Genomic DNA, 17,639 nt, shown 5'->3' with positions numbered 1-17,639 from the left:
ACCCTGCTTCTGTTACTGCTTTTGTGAATAGAGTTTAAAAATAGCACTAAAATCTTCACTGCCACTGCCCTGATTCTGCATCAGGTTGTAGAGATTTTTTGCCAGTGCCCCCATCGGCGTAGCCGAGTTTGTTTGCTGTGCCGCCTGCATCGCCAACCCTAAGTCTTTGGCCATTAAATCAACCATAAAACCGGGTTTATACCCATTTGACGAAGGCACATTCTCTAATACGTCCGGACACGGATTGTATAGCTCCAATGTCCAGTTGCGACCCGAGCTGTTGAGCATAATTTCGCTCAATACTTTTGGATCAAGGCCGTGGTCAACGCCCATTTGCAGTGCTTCACTGGTGCCTGCCATGAGTATTGATAGCAGCATATTATTACAGATCTTAGCGACCTGACCGGCACCCACTGCCCCGGCATGGAAAATATTTTTACCCATGTCGTTCAGGACCGTTTGCGCTTTGTTAAAGTCAGCGTCGCTGCCACCCACGATAAAGGTTAGCGTGCCCGCCGCAGCACCTGCAACGCCACCGGACACCGGCGCATCAACGAATGCAATGCCAGCCTGGGCCAAGGTATTGCCAACAAACTGCGCTGATTCTGCGTCAATGGTTGAGCAGTCAATCACCAGCGTCGACTTTTCAAGATAGTTGATCAATCCATCTTCGCCAGTATAAATCATGCGAACGTGCTTGCTGGCTGGCAGCATACTAATCACAAAGTCTGCACCTGCGCAGACATCAGACACATTGTCCGCAGCCACAGCACCGTGCGCTTCAAGTTGCTTGAGCGCCTCAGCACTGAGATCAAATACCGTGACCTGATGACCGGCTTTTACCAAATTGGCCGCCATCGGGCCGCCCATGTTTCCTAAACCTATAAATCCAAGCTTTGCCATGTGTTTATTCCTTATAGATCAGCCAGGGGATGTTCACTCTCTTCCCAACGTGGCGCAAAAAAGCGCTCAATCACAGCGCTATCTACGTCTGTAACCGTCTTAAATTGCCACTGTGGCTGTCCGTCTTTGTCAATCAGCAGTGCACGTACCCCTTCACGGAACTCACCTACTTCACCACAGTGAACCGACATCGCCAGCTCACGCAAGAAGCACTCCTTCAGTGACAGGCCTTCTGCACGCTTTAGTTGCGTCTGAATTAACACTGCGCTCAAAGGAGAGCCATGCTTAAGGGCTTTTTGTGCTTTGCTCAGCCATTTATTCTCTGCGCTGTCCAACGCCAAAATGTGCTCAACCTGGGCTTCCAGGGTGTCAAATTCGGCAAGCTGAGCAAACGAGTCGGCCAGTGGCTTAATTTCGCTGCGCGGTGGAATGTGTGATGCTTCATCAAGGGAGATCAGTAGCTGAGTCAGCTTCTCGTGATTCAGCACATTGGTTTTACCCCAGTTTACTTCGCTGAGGTTGTGCAGCAGCATATCCAGACGCTCGCCATCCATATAGTGATCGGCCAGGCCAACAAACTTGGCATCGGTGGCATTAATGGAAGCACCGGTCAGGCCAAGTAACAAACCAACGCCTTCTGGCATCTTGTTCAGGAAGTAGCTACCGCCAACATCCGGATACAAGCCAATGGTGATTTCCGGCATCGCAATGCGTGATGATTCAGTCACCACACGGTGGCTGGCGCCGGCCATCAGACCAAGACCGCCACCCATGATGATGCCATTGCCCCAAAGCAGGATCGGTTTATCATAATTGTGGATGTGGTAATCAAGGCGATATTCCTCAGCAAAGAAGACTTCGAGATGATTATTGCCATCTTCGGCCGCCATCGCGTTATACAGGCTAACCACATCACCACCGGCACAAAAGGCTTTCTCACCTGCACCTTTGAGCAGCACCATAGCTATCTGCTCGTCTTCAGCCCAGGCTTTCAACTGTGGATCCAATAAGCGGATCATTTCCAGGTTCAGTGCGTTAAGTGCTTTTGGCGCATTGAGGGTGGCAACCGCCACCTTCATGCCGTTATTACAGTGCGCCAACTCAAATACCACTGGGGCATCTGCCTGGTTCAGTAACTGCAATTCAACCATTAGCCATTCACCCAGTTTGCTTTACGTTTTTCTAAGAAGGCATTGACGCCCTCTTTTTGGTCTTGCGTGTCGAACAAAGTCACGAACAACTCACGCTCAAGCGGCAGTGCACTGTTGATGGTGCCGGTGCGACCTTTTTGGATCAGGGCTTTACAGGCGGTCACAGCCACCGGGCTTTGATCTTCCACTTTCTTAGCCAGCTCAAGGGCTGCTTCCAGCGCTTTACCCTGCTCAACCACTTCTTCAACCAGTCCAATCTGCTGAGCTTTATCGGCTTTAAGGCGCTCACCACACAAGATCATGCGCTTCGCCCAGCCTTCACCGACCAGCCATGACAAGTTTTGTGTACCACCGGCACAAGGCAGCAAGCCCACTTTGGCCTCTGGCAGTGCCATTTGAGCCTGTGCTTCTGCAATACGAATATCACAGGCGAGTGCGACTTCCAGGCCACCGCCCATCGCGAAGCCGTTAATGGCCGCAATAGACACACCGCGGAAATCACTCAGGGTTTCAAATGCTTCGCCAAATACGCGCGACATATCGGCCGCAACGCCTTTGTCGCCATCGGCAAACACATTCAGGTCGGCGCCCGCTGAGAAGAACTTTTCACCTTCGCCGGTGATCACCAAAGAGTAAATGTTTTTATCTGCGTTTAGCTCGTTTACCAGCTCCTTCAGACCAACCAGTGTATCGCGAGTCCAGGTGTTTGCCGGTGGGTTGGACATAGTCACAATCGCGATATGACCTTGTTTTTCGAGTTTCAATTGTGCTGACATAATGATGCTCCTCTACAGTACGCTTGCTGCGCCTTCGGCTAGAATTCGGCGTGCAATGATCACCCGCATGATCTCATTGGTGCCTTCCAGGATTTGGTGAACGCGTACATCACGCAGGTGGCGCTCAAGTGGGTATTCTTTGATGTAGCCATAACCACCGTGGATCTGTAATGCATCATCACAAACCTTAGTACCAACGTCGGTCGCAAAGCGTTTAGCCATGGCACAGTAAGTGGTTTTTTCACTGTCGTTGCTGTCCAGTTTAAATGCAGCCAGACGGACCATCTGACGCGCGGCAACCAGTTCCGTGTTCATATCGGCAATCTTGAACTGAAGTGCCTGGAATGCCGCCAGAGGCTTACCAAACTGCTGGCGCTCCTGCATATATTCTTTGGCTGTGTTCAGCGCCTGTTGTGCAGTACCAATTGAACAAGTTGCAATGTTAATACGTCCGCCATCCAGACCCTGCATGGCAAACTTAAAGCCTTCGCCTTCTTTGCCCATCAGGTTAGCCGCCGGAATACGAACATTTTCGAATGTCACCAGGCGGGTCGGCTGCGCATTCCAGCCCATTTTCTCTTCGGCTTTACCATAGATAACGCCCTCGGCATCAGCCGGCACCACAAAGGCAGAAATGCCTTTCGGACCGTCTTCTCCGGTACGTGCCATTACCACCAGCACATCGGTTTCACCCGCGCCCGAAATAAACATTTTTGACCCATTCAGGACATACTCGTCCCCTTCCAGTACCGCTTTGGTTTTCAGTGAAGCGGCATCAGAGCCAGAGCCTGGTTCAGTCAGGCAGTAAGATGCCAGTAGCTCACCCATCACTAATTGATCCATGTACTGATCTTTTACCGCCTGAGTGGCAAAGCTGGCAATCATCCAGGTGGCCATATTGTGTATGGTCAGCATTGCCGTAGTGGCCGTACAGCCCATAGACAATTGCTCAAAAATAATGCTTGAATCAAGACGCGACAGGCCCAGGCCACCCGCCTCTTCCGGTGTGTATAGGCCACAAAAGCCCAGTTCACCGGCTTTTTTAATTACGTCTTTCGGGAAAATATGTTTTTGATCCCATTCGGCGGCATGGGGTGCCAGCTCGCTCATGGCAAACTGATAGGCGGTTTCGGCAAAAGCCTGTTGATCTTCGTTGAGATTAAAGTCCATAAAGACCTCACTTGTTGTCATAGCGGGCAAAGTGATGATTCTGCCCGGCGTTATTCTTATGTACCTGAGCCTCAGGTATTACTACGAGCGGCCCGGGCAAGTGCCGGGCCTGATAGGTTAACTGATTGGTGTTATCGCAGGTTAATACTCATATTCGGGCCCGTTACGGCCTCATCGGCAAACCAGCGTGAAGTAATGGTCTTGGTTTCGGTGTAGAAACGCACACCCTGCTTACCATAGGTGTGTTGGTCACCATAGAAAGAGTTTTTCCAGCCGGTGAAAGAGAAGAACGGCAGTGGCACCGGAATCGGAATATTGATGCCCACCTGACCTACTTCGATTTCATTCTGGAACTTACGTGCCGCAGCGCCGCTTGCCGTAAACAAAGATGTACCGTTACCGTAAGGGCTGTTATTAACCAGTTCAATGGCTTCTTCCAGGGTATCAACACAGACGCAGTTCAGCACAGGACCAAAGATCTCTTGCTTGTAGATGTCCATGTCTGGCGTCACGTCTGTGAATAGCGTCGGGCCAACCCAGTTGCCGTTCTCGTAGCCTTCAACGGTAAAGTCTGAGCCATCCAGCAAACAAGTTGCGCCTTGTTGTTTACCACTTTCGATCAACGACAGAATACGTGCTTTAGCCTGAGCTGAGGTTTGAGGGCCGTAAGCCGCTTCAGGGTCGTTCCACACACCCGGACGTACTTTTTCAAGACCGGCTTTTAAATCGTCAATCCATTCTTTGGATTTGCCAACGAACACGGCAACCGAGATACCCATGCAACGCTGACCCGCTGCACCTACAGAGGCACCGACCAGGTTATTGATGGTCTGCTCACGACTGGCATCTGGCATGATCACCATGTGGTTTTTCGCGCCGACACACGCCTGAACACGTTTTAGATTCTCCGTGCCTTTACTGTAGATGTAAGAACCGACACCACACGAACCCACGAAAGAAATCGCGCGCACTTCAGGGGCTGTCAGGATTTGATCTACCTGCTCTTTGGCACCGTGTACCACTTGTAGCACGCCTTTTGGTGCGCCTGCTTCTTCAAACAACTCAACCAAACGCATCGGTGTAAGAGGATCTTGCTCAGACGGTTTTAATACGAAGGTGTTACCACACACAATCGCCATTGGGAACATCCACAATGGGATCATCGCCGGGAAGTTAAACGGGGTGATCCCCGCACATACGCCCAGTGGTTGAATATAAGAATAAGTATCGATGTTACGGGCAACGTTCTCAACCGTTTCACCCATCATCAGCGCCGGCGCGTTGGCCGCCTGCTCAACCACTTCAATACCACGCCATACATCGCCTTTGGCATCTTCAAAGGTCTTACCAAGCTCATGGCAGATGATAGTCGCAATCTCTTCCTGGTGCTCTTTTAACAAAGCCGCATAACGCATCATGATACGCGCACGCTCTGTTACCGGCACATTGCGCCAGGTTTTAAATGCTTCTTGTGCAGATGAAATCGCTGCCTGAACTTCTTCGTGCGTCGCGCACGGCACCTGTGCCAGCACTTCCTGATTGGCCGGATTGACGACATCCAGCCACTTGTCTGACTGAGACTGGGTAAATTCACCGTTGATGTATAATGGTACCTGGTGCATGTGCACTCCTCCCCCAATTAAAACGAAAAAGCGCCGCTTAATTATTGTCGTTGCGGCGCTATACTTAACTTAAACTTCGACGGCTAATGCCACCGCTTCGCCACCACCGATACACAGTGAGGCAATGCCTTTCGATAAACCGCGATTGCGCAGTGCATGAATAAGCGTTACCAGAATACGCGCGCCGCTGGCACCAATTGGATGACCCAGTGCACACGCACCACCGTTCACGTTTACTTTGCTCTGATCCAGACCAAGCTCGCTGATAGCCAACATAGTCACCATAGCGAACGCTTCGTTGATCTCCCACAGGTCGACGTCGTCTTTAGACCAGCCTGTTTGCTCAAGTAACTTGTTCATTGCACCTACCGGTGCCACAGTAAACTCAGCAGGCGCCTGCGAGTGTGTAGTGTGACCAGCAATTTTACACAGTGGTGTTAAACCGTGACGTTTCGCTTCTGATTCGCTCATCAATACCAGTGCTGCTGCACCGTCAGAGATAGAAGACGAGTTCGCTGCCGTGATGGTGCCATCTTTTTTGAACGCCGGGCGCAGTGATGGAATTTTATCCGGCCGTGCATTGCCAGGCTGTTCATCAATCGCTACTTCCACGTCACCTTTACGGGTAGCAATGGTGTGCGCAGCAATTTCATTATTAAAGCTGCCGTTTTCAATGGCGGCGTTGGCTTTGCTCAGTGAGCTCAGCGCAAACTCGTCCATGTTGTCACGGGTAATGCCGTATTGATCGGCCGTATCTTGTGCGAAGCAACCCATTGCTTTGTTGTCGTAAGCATCTTCCAGGCCGTCTGCCATCATGTGATCTTTAATTTCACCATGACCCATGCGCATACCACCGCGCGCTTTAGGAATGAAGTAAGGCGCATTGGTCATGCTTTCCATACCACCGGCAATGGCATTTTTAATGCTGCCTGCTTTGATCAAATCGTGCGCAAACATGGCCGCTTTCAAACCAGAGCCACAGACTTTATTTATAGTCGTTGCGCCCGTTGAACGAGCCAGACCCGCATGTAACATCGCCTGACGCGCTGGCGCCTGACCTAAACCGGCTGGCAGTACACAGCCCATGATCACTTCATCAATACTGGCATCTGACAGGCCAGTCTCGGTCATCACCGCTTTAATTGCGGTTGCACCTAAGTCAGTAGCACTGGCGCCTGACAGGCTACCCATGAATCCACCCATCGGGGTGCGTTTTGCGGCGACAATGACAACAGCTTCGTTACTCATTAAAAAAACTCCTGTTTACAAGCAAGTTGCTTGCTTTTAGTAATCTCTTACGTCGAGCATACCTAATATTTACGTTTACGCCAACGTAAATCTAAAATCAAGCAAATTGCGATCTCTGAAAGTGTAAAGTTAAGTTGCACATCGAGGTTGCCACTGGCGTGACTTCCGATGTGTCGTCCTCCTCGCCGTTCAGTCGCGGACAACGCGACGATACTGCTGTGTGACGTACCATCTGGAGTGCCTCAGCGGGTCTTCTGTAAGCTAAACGAATACCTAAAGTAGACCAGTATGGGCGGTTGCGATATGCGACCAATGGATGAAACAAACGCCATACTTTACCTTTACGTAAACTTCACTTATATTGGACAAATCAGTTTTGATGTAAGTGCGTAAACGATGCTAGACAACAAAGAACCAACTTATTCAATCAGCGAACTCGCCAAGGAGTTTGATATTACCACCCGAAGTATTCGGTTTTATGAAGATCAGGGATTACTTTCACCTGAACGCCATGGCCAGACCCGCATTTATTCTAAGCGTGACAAAGTGCGCCTGAAACTCATTCTGCGTGGTAAGCGATTAGGCTTCACCCTGGCAGAAACCGGTCGTTTGTTCGAGCTTTACGACGCCGATAAATCAAGCGCCAAACAGCTTCATACTATGCTGCAACTGATCGAAGAAAAAAAGGCCGATCTGAGTCAGCAAATGGACGACATTAAAGTGGTCCTGATGGAGCTGGTAACAGCGGAGCGCCGCTGTCTGGATACATTAAAGAATTTAGATGAATAGTGATTGAGCAATGTAGCACTTAAAGCAAGCCGCGGCGAGTGCTTAATCAAGAATAACTCTCACACAGGATAACTACAGATGAGCACAGTATCACTTTATAAAGAACTTAACTTTGGCCTGGGCGAAACCGCGGACATGATCCGTGACCACGTCAACAGCTTTGCCAGCAGCGAAATCGCCCCACTGGCAGAAAAAACCGACGAAGAAAATGCCTTCCCAAATGAAATGTGGCCTAAGTTTGGCGACATGGGCCTGCTGGGTATCACAGTGCCGGAAGAATTTGGTGGCGCCAACATGGGCTATCTGGAACACGTCATTGCGATGGAAGAGATCAGCCGTGCCAGCGCCTCAATCGGACTGAGCTATGGAGCGCACTCAAACCTGTGTGTAAACCAGATCAACCGCAACGGTAACCAGGCACAAAAAGAAAAATACCTGCCTAAATTGGTTTCCGGCGAGCACATTGGTGCGCTGGCCATGAGTGAACCAAACTCGGGCTCAGATGTAGTATCTATGAAACTCAAAGCCGAGAAAAAAGGCGATAAGTTTATTCTTAACGGCAATAAGATGTGGATCACCAATGGTCCGGATGCCGACGTCTTTGTGATCTATGCAAAAACCGATTTAGAAGCCGGACCACGTGGTATCACGGCATTCATCGTTGAGAAAGACTTCCCCGGCTTCTCTACTGCACAGAAGCTCGACAAACTGGGCATGCGTGGTTCGAACACCTGTGAGCTGGTTTTTGAAAATTGTGAAGTCCCTGAAGAGAATATTCTGGGTAACTATAATGAAGGCGTTAAGGTCCTGATGAGTGGTCTGGATTATGAACGTGTGGTACTGGCCGGTGGCCCGCTTGGGATCATGCAGGCTTGTATGGATGTGGTTGTGCCTTATATCCATGAGCGTAAGCAGTTCAATCAGTCTATTGGTGAATTCCAGCTTGTACAGGGCAAAATCGCCGACATGTATACGCAAATGAATGCAGCTCGCTCTTACGTATATACAGTGGCAAAAGCCTGCGACCGCGGCGAAACCACCCGTAAAGATGCCGCCGGTGCAATTTTGTATGCTGCTGAGCTGGCAACTAAAATGGCGCTCGATGCAATTCAGTTGCTGGGCGGTAACGGTTACATCAATGAATATCCTACCGGACGCTTACTGCGTGATGCCAAACTGTATGAAATTGGCGCGGGCACCTCTGAGATCCGCCGTATGCTGATCGGTCGTGAGCTGTTCACCGAAAGCCGCTAAGGAGGCAGCATGACAGTACTAAACTCGACTGTTAATAGTCATGATCCGCAGTTTAAGGCAAACCAGGACGCTATGGCGTCTTTGGTTGCCGACCTCAATGATAAAGTCGCCACATTGTCTATGGGCGGCGGTGAAGCGCTGATCGCCCGCCACCAGAGCCGTGGCAAGCTATTTGTCCGTGACCGCATTGAGCACCTGCTTGACGAGGGCTCTCCCTTTTTAGAGATCTCTCAGTTTGCCGCCTTCGGTGTGTATGAGCAAGATATTCCCTGCGCCGGTGTCGTGGCCGGTATTGGCCGGGTAAAAGGCGTGGAGTGCATGATAGTAGCGAACGATGCCACTGTTAAAGGGGGAACCTATTTCCCGCTGACGGTGAAAAAGCATCTGCGCGCACAGGAAATTGCTGAACGTTGCCACCTGCCCTGCATCTATTTAGTTGACTCGGGCGGTGCGAACCTGCCGGAGCAGGATGAAGTATTCCCGGACAAACTACACTTTGGCCGTATTTTCTATAATCAGGCGCGTATGTCTGCCAAAGGCATTCCTCAAATTGCCGTGGTAATGGGTCTGTGTACCGCTGGTGGTGCATACGTGCCAGCAATGGCCGATGAAAGTATCATAGTAAAAGAACAAGGGACGATATTCCTCGCGGGCCCGCCACTGGTAAAAGCAGCAACCGGTGAGGAAGTCAGCGCTGAAGATCTCGGTGGTGCCGATGTACACTGCAAAGTATCCGGTGTTGCTGACCATTATGCGGAAAACGATGAGCACGCGCTGTCTATCGCCCGCCAGTGTGTATCCCGCCTCAATCACCAACGCCCTGTTCGCCCCGTACTGAAAGACTTCAAAGCACCAAGATATGATATTCGTGAGATCTACGGAATCGTCGGAACAGACCTTAAAAAGCCGTTTGATGTACGCGAAGTCATCGCCCGTATCGTGGACGACTCACAGTTTGATGAATTCAAACGCTACTTTGGTGAAACCCTGGTTACCGGCTTTGCCGAAATTTATGGCCATCCAGTTGGGATAGTCGCCAATAACGGGATTTTATTCTCAGAGTCGGCGCAAAAAGGCGCGCACTTTATTCAGCTCTGTGCCCAGCGCAACATTCCGCTGCTGTTCTTGCAGAACATCACCGGCTTTATGGTAGGTCAAAAATACGAAGCAGAAGGCATTGCCAAACACGGCGCTAAAATGGTGACCGCTGTATCTTGTGCAGACGTGCCGAAATTTACCGTGCTGATCGGTGGCTCATATGGTGCCGGTAACTACGGTATGTGCGGCCGAGCGTATGAACCCACTATGATGTGGATGTGGCCAAATGCCCGTATCTCTGTCATGGGTGGCGAGCAGGCTGCCGGCGTACTGACACAGGTTCGTCAGGACGGTCTGGCACGTAAAGGTCAGTCGATGAGTGATGAAGAAGTGGCAGAGTTTAAAAAGCCCATTGTCGAGCAATACGAAAAGCAAGGCCACCCCTACTACGCCAGTGCGCGCTTGTGGGACGATGGCATTATCGATCCTGCCGACACGCGTACGGTTCTTGGTCTGGCGCTTGAAGCGGCTGCCAATGCACCAGAGCAGGATTCAAAATTCGGCATTTTCCGGATGTAAGGAGGCCCTATGTCAGTAACCTTAAATATCACCAAGAGCAAAGTCGCCATTTTGGAACTTAGCCGCCCGGAAAAGCACAATGCCTTCAATGCTGAGGTCATTGCCGAGCTAATTAAAAGTATTGAATACGCTAACGAGCTGGATATTCGTGCATTGGTTTTAAAAACTAATGGCAAGCACTTCTCTGCAGGTGCCGATCTGGCGTGGATGAAGTCCATGGCTGGTAATAACTACGACGAGAATGTCGCTGATTCTATGGAGCTGGCCAAACTGATGAAAGTGCTGGCAAACAGCCCGCATCCAACGGTTTGTCTGGTTCAGGGCGCTGCATTTGGTGGTGCGCTGGGCCTCATTGCGTGCTGTGACATCGCCGTTGCGACCCCGGATGCTAAATTCTGTCTGAGCGAAGTCAAGCTGGGGCTTATCCCCGCCGTGATCAGCCCTTATGTGATCCGCGCCATTGGCGAGCGTCAGGCACGTCGCTATTTCCTCAGTGCAGAGATCTTTACTGCAGACAAAGCACTGAACATGGGCCTTATTCACGAAATCGCCGAAGACTTAGCCGGTGCCGAATCTCACTTTATTGAAACCTTGCTGAACAATGGCCCGGTGGCGGTCAAAAATGCCAAGGCACTGATAGACGAAGTGGCAGGCCATGCCATAGACGACACACTGATTGCACACACCGCAAAACGGATCGCAGAGATCCGTGTTAGCGAAGAAGGACAGGAAGGCCTGAGCGCCTTTTTCGACAAACGTGCCCCCGGCTGGCAAAACGCGGCCAGCAAGTAAGGAGTACACTATGTTAAAGAAAATTCTGATAGCAAACCGTGGTGAAATCGCCTGTCGCGTGATGCGCAGCGCCAAGCGCCTGGGTCTGAGCACCGTGGCGGTTTACTCCGATGCTGACGCCAATGCCATGCACGTCCAACAGGCAGACGAAGCCTATCACATTGGCCCGGCGCCAAGTAAAGACTCTTACCTGGTTGCTGAGCGTATTCTGGACGTTGCCAAACGTGCCGGTGCGGATTGTATCCATCCGGGTTACGGCTTTTTGTCTGAAAACGAAGCCTTTGCCCACGCCTGTGAGCAGGCCGATATTGCCTTTATTGGTCCGCTGGCCAGTTCAATTGAAGCCATGGGCTCAAAAACCCGCGCCAAAGAGATCATGGCCGAGGCCAATGTGCCTTTAGTGCCCGGCTATTACGGCAAGCAACAGGATACTGATTTTCTGGCTCAGGAAGCCGAGAAAGTGGGCTACCCGGTGCTGATTAAAGCCGCTTACGGGGGCGGTGGTAAAGGCATGCGCGTAGTGCGCGAAGCCAGCGAATTTATCAGTGCCCTTGAAGGCGCTAAGCGTGAGGCCGCAGCCAGCTTTGGTAACGACTTGGTGCTGCTGGAGCGCTTTGTCGATAAGCCGCGCCATGTTGAAGTACAAGTGTTTGCCGACAGCCATGGTAACTGTGTTTATCTGGGCGATCGCGACTGCTCATTACAGCGCCGCCATCAAAAAGTCATAGAAGAGGCTCCTGCCCCGGATCTGAGTGCAGAGCTGCGCCGTGAAATGGGTGAAGCCGCTGTGCGCTGTGCTCAGGCCATCAATTACCGCGGTGCCGGTACCGTTGAGTTCTTACTCTGTGGTGACGAGTTCTTCTTTATGGAAATGAACACGCGCCTGCAAGTAGAACACCCGGTTACGGAAATGGTGACCGATCAGGACTTAGTTGAGTGGCAAATTCGTGTCGCCAATAATGAAGTACTGCCACTGACCCAGGATGAGATCCGTCTCAGCGGTCACAGCTTCGAAGCACGTATTTATGCCGAAGATCCGCAGGAAAACTTTATGCCCTGCTCTGGCGTATTGTCTCATCTGGGCTTCCCACAAGCCAAAGACGGTGTGCGCATCGATACCGGTGTACAACAAGGTGATGAGATCAGCCCATTCTATGACCCAATGATCGCCAAGTTGATTGTGCACGGTCGCGACCGTCGTACTGCGCTATTAAAATTACGCAGTGCGCTGGCAGAGGTACATCTGGCCGGTCTGAAGAGCAATATTGCCTTCTTACATCATCTGGCAGGTCACCCGGCATTCAGTACCACAGCACCGGATACTCACTTTATTGACACCCAAACCGAAACGCTGACAGCATCTCAGGCGCCTAATGACTTATTGGTTTGTCTGGCCAGTGCGGCCTATCTGGCGCATCAGCAGGCAGAAAAAGTCACCTCGCCGTGGCAGCTGTCGGGCTTTAAGCTCAATCAGCCGCGCCGTCAGGTACTGCCATTTGCCGACCATCTGGTGATAGCCGAAGCCAGTGGCAATCAGTGGCAAGTGTTTTATCAGGACCTCGACCATACGATGGATGTGCGCCTGGATGGGCATAGCCTGGTCGCCAACCTGGATGGTAAACGTTTGCTGGCGGATGTGGTGATCACCGAAGAGCAGATCACAGTGATGTTCGGTCCCTATCAATTTGATGTGGCGCTTAAGTCGAAGCACTACGTCAGCGAACATGAACATCAGGAAGCACCATTGGCTGCGCCACTGAACGGCACGGTCGTGAAACACCTGCAAAGTGTTGGCGCTCAGGTGAGCAAAGGCGACCCTGTAGTGGTTATCGAGGCAATGAAAATGGAATACACCCTGAATGCGCCGTTTGATGGCACGCTCACCAGCTATTGCTTCGATGAAGGCGAGCTGGTCAGTCACGGCGCTATGCTTGCGATTGTTGAGGAGGCCTGAAATGGCGAACTATCCTGCCCAGGTCAAAATCGTTGAAGTAGGTGCACGTGATGGCCTGCAAAACGAATCCAGTGTATCGACCGACGCGAAAATTGCGCTGGTCAATGCACTGGCCGAGGCCGGTTTGAAACACATTGAGGCCGGCGCATTTGTGTCGCCCAAGTGGGTGCCGCAAATGGCCGACTCCAGTGATGTGATCCAGGGCTTTGTGCGTCGTGATGGCGTTGAGATCAGCGCTCTTACGCCAAATCTCAAAGGCGCCGAACTGGCGCTTGCCAATCAGGTTGACGAGTTTGCGATTTTCACCGCTGCCAGCGAAGCCTTTACACAAAAAAACATCAACTGCTCCATTGAAGAAAGTATTGAACGCTTTCGCCCGGTGGTTGAGCTTGCACAAAAAAACAACATCAAAGTCAGAGGCTACGTAAGCTGTGTGGTTGGCTGCCCGTATCAGGGAGAGGTCGAACCAGAGCAGGTGCTGTCGGTGTGTAAACAATTATTGGCATTGGGCTGCTATGAGATCAGCCTGGGCGACACCATAGGGGTGGGCACAGCCAATCAGGTTAAGCAGTTGCTCACCTTATTGCTGTCACATATCCCGGCTGAGCGCCTTGCCGTGCACTTTCATGATACCTATGGCCAGGCTTTGGTAAACATACATACCGCACTGGAAATGGGCATTGCCACCATAGATTCAGCCGTTGCCGGACTGGGTGGTTGTCCCTATGCTAAGGGCGCGTCAGGAAATGTTGCCACTGAGGATGTTGTTTACTTGCTGCAAGGACTTGGCATTGACAGTGGAATTGATTTAGAAAGACTGGCAAAAGCAGGCTGGCAGATTTGTGAGGCGCTGGATAAAGCGCCAGTAAGCAAGGTGTCTCTGGCGCTGAAAAACAGCTGTCAGTCATAACAACCGAAAAACAACGAACAACTAGGAGTGGGCTAATGGCCGGTTTCGATAAAGTAGTTTCAAGCTATGAAGCAGCAATGGAGGGCCTCAAAGACGGCGATACCATTATTGCCGGTGGCTTTGGATTATGTGGTATTCCAGAAGGGTTAATTGCAGAAATTAAGCGCAAGCAAACCAAAGAGCTGACCGTGGTTTCTAACAACTGTGGGGTTGATGACTTTGGTTTGGGTATTTTGCTTCATGACCGCCAAATCAAGAAAATCATTGCTTCTTACGTGGGTGAAAACGCCCTGTTTGAGCAACAGCTGTTAGACGGCATTATCGACGTTGAACTGACGCCTCAGGGCACACTGGCTGAGAAAATGCGCGCAGGCGGTGCAGGTATCCCGGGTTTCTATACCGCGACCGGCTATGGCACCCCAGTTGCCGAGGGTAAAGAAGTCAAAGAATTCGATGGCCGTCCTTACATTCTTGAAGAGTCTATCACTGGCGAATTCGCCATCGTTAAAGCCTGGAAGGCTGATCGCTATGGCAACCTGGTATTCCGCCACACTGCGATGAACTTCAACCCTATGGCTGCAACGGCGGGTAAAATTACCGTTGCCGAGGTCGAAGAAATCGTCGAGCCGGGCGAGCTGGCACCAAGCGAGATCCACACACCGGGGATCTATGTTAATCGCGTAATTCAGGGTAGCTTTGAAAAACGCATCGAACGTGTCACAACCCGTAAGTAAGGAGATCACCATGGCTTTAAATCGTGAACAAATTGCAATGCGCGTGGCGCAGGAGCTTCAGGATGGTTATTACGTTAACCTGGGCATTGGTATCCCTACTCTGGTTGCCAACTACGTGCCTCAGGGTATCGAGGTAATGCTGCAATCTGAAAATGGTCTTTTAGGTATGGGTCCTTACCCAACAGAGGACCAGGTCGATGCTGATATGATCAATGCGGGTAAAGAAACCGTGACAGCAGCCACAGGTGCGGCTATTTTTAATAGCGCCGAAAGCTTTGCCATGATCCGCGGTGGTCATGTAGACTTGACGGTACTGGGTGCATTTGAAGTGGATCAGAATGGCAATATTGCCTCCTGGATGATCCCGAAAAAGTTAATCAAAGGCATGGGTGGCGCGATGGATTTGGTTGCAGGTGCACAAAACATCGTAGTGACCATGACTCATGCCAGCAAGCACGGCGATTCAAAGTTACTGGAGTCTTGTACTCTGCCGCTCACCGGCGTGAACTGTGTGAAAAAGATCGTCACAGATTTAGCTGTGCTTGAAGTGAAAGATGGCGCGTTCCATTTGCTAGAGCGCGCACCGGGTGTTAGTGTAGACGAAATTATCAGCAAAACTGCAGGCAAACTTATCGTCGATGGCGATGTTCCTGAAATGCAGTTTGCCAGCTAAATAAACACGGTCTGACACGAAAACACCAACTATGTACCGACCTCATTCCCAGTGCCAAAGGCGCTGAGTTACCCAAAATCCCTCGCAAGAGGGATTTTTTTTACCTGTTTTACCCTCAATTGGTGCGATTTTATTCAGTTAATAGCACATTCATTTACTTTTATATTCTAGCGCTTACACTTATAAACTAAGACTTTTTCGGCAAGGTGGTACACATACCCCGTTTTGGTCGGTTTATCTTAATTACATCGAAACGTCTTTTGGACGATAAGAAGACGATTGTAATGGCAAACCATTGGCGTGCCCATTACCGCTGTAACTAACATAAACCCATCGCATGCAGTTTGCATCAAAGCCGGGTGTTACAACTTTGCCATTTCATTTCTCAACTATGAGGTAACAATGGCAGACAATCACGATAAGTATAGTATCGATAATACTGACTATACGGTGGGCCAGGACAACGTACAAAAATGGGGGTTTGATGTTCATAACCCGGTTTTTGGCGTCAGTGCAGGCCTGATCTTATTATTCCTAATTGCAATCCTGGTAAGCGACGCCGAATCAGCAAAAGCAACACTGGATGGCCTGAAGTGGAAAATCATCGGCGCGTTTGATGCCGTCTTTATGTGGTCGGGTAACTTCTTTGTGCTGTTTTGCCTGGCGCTGGTGCTCTCTCCCTATGGCAAAATCCGCCTTGGTGGCGACGCGGCCAAACCTCAGTACACCACCCTCTCCTGGCTGGCTATGCTGTTTGCCGCGGGTATGGGGATCGGGCTGATGTTCTGGGGCGTTGCCGAGCCGGTGGCCTATTACACCGGCTGGTTTAAAACCCCGCTGAATGTTGTACCCAATACACCTGAAGCTGCGGAAATGGCCATGGGCGCCACTATGTACCACTGGGGCTTGCACCCCTGGGCGATTTACGCCGTCGTCGCGCTCTCTCTGGCTTTCTTTGCCTATAACAAAGGCCTGCCGCTGTCTATTCGGTCTATTTTCTATCCTTTGTTAGGCGACAGAGCCTGGGGCTGGCCGGGTCATATCATAGATATTCTGGCGGTACTGGCCACCTTATTTGGTCTGGCGACCTCGCTTGGCCTGGGCGCACAACAGGCCAGCGCAGGGATCCAGCATGTGTTTGGCATAGAGGCAGGTCTGGGATTGCAGATCATGGTGATCGTGGGCGTCACTTTGCTGGCCATCATTTCTGTGGTGCGTGGCATTGAAGGGGGCGTTAAAGTGCTCAGTAACACTAATATGCTGATCGCTTTTGCTCTGCTGCTGTTTGTCATGCTGGCCGGCTTTGCCGTGGCACTTGGTAATATTCCCACCACCATAATGGCCTATGTAGAGAACATCATTCCGCTGAGTAACCCACACGGGCGTGACGACGAAGCCTGGTTCCAGGGCTGGACTGTGTTTTACTGGGCCTGGTGGATCTCCTGGTCACCATTTGTTGGTATGTTTATCGCACGTGTCTCTGAGGGCCGCACCATTCGTGAGTTTATCATTGCTGTGCTGCTGATCCCGACTTTAGTCACCACCTTGTGGATGTCAGTATACGGTGGCATCGCCATAGATCAGGTTAAGTCTGGTGTGGGTGCACTGGGCGAAAATGGCCTGACGCAGGTACCGCTGGCCATGTTTGAAATGTTTGAACAACTGCCTCTGGGCGATCTCTTGTCATTTGTCGCCATCGTACTGGTGCTGGTGTTCTTTATCACCTCGTCGGATTCAGGCTCTCTGGTCATAGACAGCATTACAGCCGGCGGTAAAATTGATGCCCCGATTCCGCAACGGGTGTTCTGGGCCACGGTAGAAGGTGCTATCGCTGCGGCGCTGCTGTGGATCGGCGGCACAGAGGCCATACAAGCCTTGCAGGCGGGTGCCATCTCAACCGGTCTGCCATTTACGGTCGTGCTGCTGCTGATGTGTCTGAGCCTGATCCTTGGGCTGCGTACGGAGCAAACCAAGTCCTAAATTAGGGTATATCTGTAACAGGATAAGGATTGAAAATGGCATGTTTCTTAACATGCCATTTTTGTT

Annotated in this window: 15 protein-coding genes; 9 read left to right on the top strand and 6 right to left on the bottom strand. The window is 51.0% G+C overall.

Annotated features, from left to right (window positions below):
* Positions 1–12: 12 nt before the first annotated feature.
* From mmsB to TW77_RS04600, 6 genes are all read right to left on the bottom strand, one after another.
* A complete protein-coding gene (gene mmsB / locus TW77_RS04625) occupies positions 13–903 on the bottom strand; it encodes a 3-hydroxyisobutyrate dehydrogenase (RefSeq protein WP_046003800.1) in 891 nt (296 codons plus the stop codon).
* An 11-nt stretch (positions 904–914) separates the two neighbouring features.
* Positions 915–2,054, bottom strand: coding sequence for an enoyl-CoA hydratase/isomerase family protein (locus tag TW77_RS04620; RefSeq protein ID WP_046003799.1), 1,140 nt, complete (start codon positions 2,052–2,054; stop codon positions 915–917).
* On the bottom strand, positions 2,054–2,830 hold the full coding sequence (locus TW77_RS04615; protein ID WP_046003798.1) for an enoyl-CoA hydratase: 777 nt from the start codon (positions 2,828–2,830) through the stop codon (positions 2,054–2,056). The genes TW77_RS04620 and TW77_RS04615 overlap by 1 nt, the downstream gene beginning before the upstream one ends.
* 12 nt (positions 2,831–2,842) lie before the next feature.
* On the bottom strand, positions 2,843–4,000 hold the full coding sequence (locus TW77_RS04610; RefSeq protein ID WP_046003797.1) for an acyl-CoA dehydrogenase family protein: 1,158 nt from the start codon (positions 3,998–4,000) through the stop codon (positions 2,843–2,845).
* Between the two features lie 131 nt (positions 4,001–4,131).
* Entirely contained in the window at positions 4,132–5,622 is a 1,491-nt protein-coding gene (locus TW77_RS04605) for a CoA-acylating methylmalonate-semialdehyde dehydrogenase (protein ID WP_046003796.1), read from the bottom strand.
* A 69-nt stretch (positions 5,623–5,691) separates the two neighbouring features.
* Positions 5,692–6,870 (bottom strand): acetyl-CoA C-acyltransferase, encoded by a 1,179-nt coding sequence (locus TW77_RS04600; RefSeq protein ID WP_046003795.1) that lies wholly within the window; start codon positions 6,868–6,870, stop codon positions 5,692–5,694.
* Between the two features lie 396 nt (positions 6,871–7,266).
* Here TW77_RS04600 and TW77_RS04595 point away from each other — a divergent pair, with 396 nt between their 5' ends.
* The 9 genes from TW77_RS04595 to TW77_RS04555 all read left to right on the top strand — a co-directional run bounded on the left by TW77_RS04595 (position 7,267) and on the right by TW77_RS04555 (position 17,573).
* Positions 7,267–7,659, top strand: a complete 393-nt coding sequence (locus TW77_RS04595; protein ID WP_046003794.1) for a MerR family transcriptional regulator — start codon at positions 7,267–7,269, stop codon at positions 7,657–7,659.
* 78 nt (positions 7,660–7,737) lie between these two features.
* Entirely contained in the window at positions 7,738–8,913 is a 1,176-nt protein-coding gene (locus TW77_RS04590) for an isovaleryl-CoA dehydrogenase (protein ID WP_046003793.1), read from the top strand.
* Between the two features lie 9 nt (positions 8,914–8,922).
* Positions 8,923–10,530: a carboxyl transferase domain-containing protein gene (locus TW77_RS04585; RefSeq protein ID WP_046003792.1), complete on the top strand. Its 1,608-nt coding sequence runs from the start codon at positions 8,923–8,925 to the stop codon at positions 10,528–10,530.
* A gap of 9 nt (positions 10,531–10,539) precedes the next feature.
* Complete coding sequence (locus TW77_RS04580) at positions 10,540–11,322, top strand: enoyl-CoA hydratase/isomerase family protein (protein ID WP_046003791.1); 783 nt, start codon at positions 10,540–10,542, stop codon at positions 11,320–11,322.
* 10 nt (positions 11,323–11,332) lie between these two features.
* On the top strand, positions 11,333–13,276 hold the full coding sequence (locus TW77_RS04575) for an acetyl/propionyl/methylcrotonyl-CoA carboxylase subunit alpha (RefSeq protein ID WP_046003790.1): 1,944 nt from the start codon (positions 11,333–11,335) through the stop codon (positions 13,274–13,276).
* Position 13,277: 1 nt separating this feature from the next.
* A complete protein-coding gene (locus TW77_RS04570; protein WP_046003789.1) occupies positions 13,278–14,186 on the top strand; it encodes a hydroxymethylglutaryl-CoA lyase in 909 nt (302 codons plus the stop codon).
* 35 nt (positions 14,187–14,221) lie between these two features.
* Entirely contained in the window at positions 14,222–14,920 is a 699-nt protein-coding gene (locus tag TW77_RS04565; protein WP_046003788.1) for a CoA transferase subunit A, read from the top strand.
* Positions 14,921–14,930: 10 nt separating this feature from the next.
* On the top strand, positions 14,931–15,593 hold the full coding sequence (locus TW77_RS04560) for a CoA transferase subunit B (RefSeq protein WP_046003787.1): 663 nt from the start codon (positions 14,931–14,933) through the stop codon (positions 15,591–15,593).
* Between the two features lie 402 nt (positions 15,594–15,995).
* Positions 15,996–17,573: a BCCT family transporter gene (locus TW77_RS04555; protein WP_046003786.1), complete on the top strand. Its 1,578-nt coding sequence runs from the start codon at positions 15,996–15,998 to the stop codon at positions 17,571–17,573.
* The last annotated feature ends 66 nt before the right edge of the window (positions 17,574–17,639 follow it).

Origin of the sequence: Pseudoalteromonas rubra (assembly GCF_000967655.1) — a bacterium.
In the GTDB taxonomy this organism is placed as follows: Bacteria; Pseudomonadota; Gammaproteobacteria; order Enterobacterales; family Alteromonadaceae; genus Pseudoalteromonas; species Pseudoalteromonas rubra_A.
The sequence above is the reverse complement of the archived record's forward strand: the minus strand, read 5'-3'. Positions and strand labels throughout refer to the sequence as shown.